Genomic DNA, 4,651 nt, shown 5'->3' with positions numbered 1-4,651 from the left:
CCCTTGGCCAGTTCGACGAGGGCCCTGCCGTCCGCGGCGGCGTGCGCGGCCTGCACCTCGCGGCGCAGCCGTTCGACGGTGGCGACGAGCCGGCCCAGGGGCGTCGGGGCCTGCTGCGGGATCGCCGCGCGGAAGGCGTCCTCCATGGCGGCCTCCGGTGCCCGTGCATCGCCGTGCCGCTGTGTTTCGGGGGTGCTCACGGTGGGTGCGGCTCCTTGCCGGGACGGAAGTGCGGGGGCGGCGGGGCGGCGGTCATCTGGTGAGCCAGTGCCGGACGCGGGCGATCAGGTCGTCGGCGTCGACCGGCTTGGTCACGTAGTCGCTCGCGCCCGCGGCGAGGCTCTTCTCCCGGTCGCCGGGCATCGCCTTGGCGGTGACCGCGATGATGGGAAGGCCGGCGTGGGCGGGCATCCGCCGGATCTCGGCGGTCGCCGCGTAGCCGTCCAGTTCCGGCATCATCACGTCCATCAGGATCAGGTCGACGCCCTCGTTGCGGGTGAGGGTCTCGATGCCCTTGCGTCCGTCCTCCGCGTGGAGCACGCGGATGCCGTGCAGTTCGAGCACGCCGCTGAGGGCGTACAGGTTGCGCGCGTCGTCGTCGACGACGAGGACGGTGCGTCCGGCGAGGCCGTCGTCGAGCACGTGGGCGGGGGTCTGCCCGCGCTCCGTGCCCGCGTGGACGAAGGGCAGTACGTCGCCCGGCTGGTCCGCGGACAGGTGCAGCACGATGCGTTCGCGGAGCTCGTCCAGACTGGACAGCAGCTCCAGGCGGCGTGACGCGGCCCGTTCCCGCAGGGCGCTCTCCTGGCCGGTGTTCAGCCGGGGGTTGTTGTGCGCGAGGACGGGGAGGGAGGAGAGCGCCGGGTCGCCGTCGAGCGCGTCGAGGAAGCGCAGGGCCTCCCCGTCGGGCATGTCGAGTTCGAGGACGACGCAGTGGAAGGAGTCCGTCGCGAGGGCGGCGGCGGCTTCCCGGGAGCTCGTGACGCCGACCACCTGGATGCCGCCGGGGTCCCCGGCCGGCCGGTGGTGGGGTGCGAAGTCCCGGTCGGCGCTCTCGGCGACGAGGGAGAGCAGGCCGCCCTGGCGCTCCTCGATCACCAGCAGGCGGCGGGCCTGGCGCTGCGCGGGCACGGCCGGTGTCCCCGGGTGGTCCGCTTCGGCGGGCCCGGCGGCGGCTGTGTGGGGGGCGGACTCCGGGGCGGCGGGGAACGGGTCCCTCTCGTACTCCGCCCACGTGACCGGCAGGTAGAGGGTGAACGTGCTGCCCTGTCCCGGGGTGCTCTCCGCGGTGACGGCGCCGCCGAGGAGCTGGGCGATCTCACGGCTGATGGAGAGCCCGAGGCCGGTGCCGCCGTACTTGCGGCTGGTGGTGCCGTCGGCCTGCTGGAAGGCGCCGAAGACGGACGCCAGCTGCTGCTCGGGGATGCCGATGCCGGTGTCGCGGACCCGGAAGGCCACCACGGGCCCGCGTCCGGGCAGCCCGGCGGGGACCTCGGGCGCCGTCGCCGGCTCGATCCGCAGCTCGACGCCACCGCGCTCGGTGAACTTGACGGCGTTGGAGAGCAGGTTGCGCAGGACCTGCCGCAGCCGCGAATCGTCGGTGTGCAGGGCGTGCGGGGCGTCGGGGGCGGTGGTGACGGTGAACTCGAGGCTCTTCTGCGTGGTCATCGGGCGGAAGGTGGCGTCGACGTACTCCAGCAGCTGGGGCAGGGCCACCGCCTCGGGGTTGATGTCCATCTTCCCCGCCTCGACCTTCGACAGGTCGAGGATGTCGTTGATCAGCTGGAGCAGGTCGGATCCCGCCGAGTGGATGACGCCCGCGTACTCGACCTGCTTCGGGCTGAGGTTGCGGGTGGGGTTCTGGGCGAGGAGCTGGGCCAGGATCAGCAGGCTGTTGAGCGGGGTGCGCAGCTCGTGGCTCATGTTGGCGAGGAACTCGGACTTGTACTTGGAGGCCAGCGACAACTGCTGGGCACGGTCCTCCAGTTCCTGCCGCGCCTGCTCGATCTCCAGGTTCTTGGCCTCGATGTCACGGTTCTGGCTGGCCAGGAGGGCGGCCTTCTCCTCCAGTTCGGCGTTGGAGCGCTGGAGTTCCTCCTGCTGCACCTGGAGTTCGGCCGAGCGGGCCTGCAGTTCGCCGGTCAGCCGCTGGGACTCCCCGAGGAGTTCGTCGGTGCGGGCGTTGGCGACGATCGTGTTGACGTTGACGCCGATGGTCTCCATCAGCTGGCCGAGGAAGTCGCGGTGCACGGGGGTGAAGGCGCCGAACGAGGCGAGTTCGAGCACGCCGAGGACCTGGTCGTCCGCCACGATCGGCAGGATGATCAGGCTGCCCGGGGTGGTGCGGCCCAGCCCCGAGGAGATCACGTAGTCGCCGGGCACCTGGTCGGTGGCGATGATGCGGTGGCTGCGGGCGGCCTGTCCGACCAGGGACTCGCCGAGGGCGAAGGCGGTGCCCTCTCCGGTGCCCGCGGGACGGCCGTAGGAGCCGACCAGGGTGAGCACGGTGCCGCCGGGACGCTCCTCGGCGAGGTAGAAGGCACCGTACTGGGCCGCGACCAGCGGGGTCAGTTCGTCCATGACGAGGGCGGCGACGACGGAGAGGTCGCGGTGGCCCTGCATCAGGCCGGAGATCCGGGCCAGGTTGGACTTGAGCCAGTCCTGCTCCTGGTTGGCCCGGGTGGTCTCGCGCAGCGAGCCGACCATCGAGTTGATGTTGTCCTTGAGTTCGGCGACCTCGCCGGAGGCGTCGACGGTGATCGAGCGGGTCAGGTCGCCCTCGGCGACCGCGCTGGCGACCTCGGCGATGGCCCGGACCTGGCGGGTGAGGTTCCCGGCCAGTTCGTTGACGTTCTGGGTCAGCCGCTTCCAGGTGCCGGAGACGCCCTCCACCTCGGCCTGGCCGCCGAGCCGGCCCTCGCTGCCCACCTCGCGGGCCACGCGCGTGACCTCGGCGGCGAAGGCGGACAGCTGGTCGACCATCGTGTTGATGGTCTCCTTCAGCTCCAGGATCTCGCCCCGCGCGTCCACGCGGATCTTCTGGGTCAGGTCGCCCTTGGCCACGGCGGTGGTGACCTGGGCGATCGAACGGACCTGTGCGGTCAGGTTGTCGGCCATGACGTTGACCGATTCCGTGAGGTCCTTCCACGTGCCGGAGACGCCCTTGACGTCCGCCTGCCCGCCGAGCCGGCCCTCGGTGCCCACCTCGCGGGCCACCCGCGTGACCTCCCCGGCGAAGGCGGACAGCTGGTCGACCATCGTGTTGATGGTCTCCTTCAGCTCCAGGATCTCCCCGCGCGCGGTGACGGTGATCTTCTGCGAGAGATCGCCCTTGGCCACGGCGGTCGCGACCTGGGCGATGGAGCGCACCTGGTCGGTGAGGTTTCCGGCCATGAAGTTGACCGAATCCGTGAGGTCCAGCCAGGCGCCGTCGACGCCGGGCACGTCGGCCTGCCCGCCCAGGGTGCCCTCGGTGCCCACCTCGCGGGCCACCCGCGTCACTTCGGACGTGACCAGCGACAACTGGTCGGCCATCCCGTTGAAGACGGTCGCGATCTCACCGAGCAGTCCGTCCGAGGTGTCGGGCAGCCGGGTGCGGAAGTCCCCGTCGCGCACCGCCGTCAGGCCCGCCAGCAGCCTGCGCAGCTCCGGTTCGCCGACCCCGTTGCCGCCCGCGGGCTCCGGCGAACCGCTCGGCGAATCCGGGCTCGTCCGCTCAGCCATCCGTCAACCCCTCGCCACGCGACCGGTCGGCGAAGGTTGACGCCGACCCGAAGGACCTTATGGCACGACCGATTCCGGTGAAGCAGCGCTTCCGCACACGGGCGCGCAAGCCCCGGGTGCGCGGGCGGGCGCCGGGTAGACGCACCGGTGACGAAGAACACAACTCGCGAAATGGGGTGAGGGCATTGTCGGTCAAGGTCGTGGGCTGGGCGCGCTCGTTTCCGGTGTCGAGGGGGGTGCGGGCGGCGCGGCAGTGGACCGCCGGGCACCTGGAGTCGCTGCCGTGGGACGACGCGGCCGCGGACACCGTGCATTCCGTGCTGCTGAGCGTGTCCGAACTCGTCACCAACGCCCACCTGCACGCGGCCGGCACCGCCCACCTCGTGCTGACGTGGGACGGCCGCTGTCTGCACGTCAGCGTCGCCGACTCGGACCCGAGCCTGCCCGGCCCGCCGCGGGCCGACGCCGGACCCGGCGCCACCCACGGCCGGGGGCTGGGGATCGTCACCGCCCTGGCGGACTCGTGGGACATCCACGCGTGCCACGGCGGCAAGGCGATCACGGCCTGCTTCCGTCCCTACGGCGGAGCCGACCCGCACACCGGCCCGCCGGCCGGCCGGGCCGGGCCGCGCCCGTCATGATCCTGCGACGGCGTCCTCGACGCTGGGGTACACGGACAGCACCGTGTCGGCGCCCGTCAGGGCGAAGAGGCGGCGGAGCTGCTCGCCGGGGGCGGCGATGCGCAGGGTGCTCTGATGGTGCAGCCGCAGCAGCAGGTTCAGGAACGACGAGTCGCCGAAGGTGACGGACCCCACGTCCAGCACCACCAGCGGGTGCCGGTCCGCTGCGTCGGCGAGGGCCTCCTCGAGGGGGGCCAGCGTGTCCTGGTCGAGCTCCCCGTGCGCGGCCACCACCCACCCGGTCCCGG

At 72.2% G+C, this 4,651-nt stretch carries 4 protein-coding genes; 1 reads left to right on the top strand and 3 read right to left on the bottom strand.

Going from position 1 to position 4,651, the window contains the following annotated elements; genetic code table 11:
• Together ACFXA3_RS36075 and ACFXA3_RS36070 are read right to left on the bottom strand one after the other, a co-directional pair.
• Positions 1-200, bottom strand: a 200-nt coding sequence (locus ACFXA3_RS36075; RefSeq protein ID WP_385194249.1) for a hypothetical protein, incomplete at its 3' end; no start/stop codon positions are given.
• Positions 201-252: 52 nt separating this feature from the next.
• The gene (locus tag ACFXA3_RS36070) at positions 253-3,723 is read right to left on the bottom strand and encodes a HAMP domain-containing protein (protein WP_385194247.1); all 3,471 of its coding nucleotides are present in this window, start codon (positions 3,721-3,723) and stop codon (positions 253-255) included.
• A gap of 176 nt (positions 3,724-3,899) precedes the next feature.
• Between ACFXA3_RS36070 and ACFXA3_RS36065 the strand changes: the two genes are divergently transcribed.
• The gene (locus ACFXA3_RS36065) at positions 3,900-4,364 is read left to right on the top strand and encodes an ATP-binding protein (RefSeq protein WP_385194245.1); all 465 of its coding nucleotides are present in this window, start codon (positions 3,900-3,902) and stop codon (positions 4,362-4,364) included.
• Here the strand turns inward: ACFXA3_RS36065 and ACFXA3_RS36060 are convergent.
• A partial coding sequence (locus tag ACFXA3_RS36060; RefSeq protein WP_385194242.1) for an STAS domain-containing protein occupies positions 4,359-4,651 on the bottom strand: 293 nt, incomplete at its 5' end. The genes ACFXA3_RS36065 and ACFXA3_RS36060 overlap by 6 nt on opposite strands.

This window comes from Streptomyces sp. NPDC059456, from assembly GCF_042750055.1.
Lineage (GTDB): Bacteria > Actinomycetota > Actinomycetes > Streptomycetales > Streptomycetaceae > Streptomyces.
The sequence above is the reverse complement of the archived record's forward strand: the minus strand, read 5'-3'. Positions and strand labels throughout refer to the sequence as shown.

Bases quoted from the DNA above. Each gene is read 5' to 3' on its own strand.
- ACFXA3_RS36070 (WP_385194247.1), bottom strand. From the start codon at position 3,723: ATGGCTGAGCGGACGAGCCCGGATTCGCCGAGCGGTTCGCCGGAGCCC.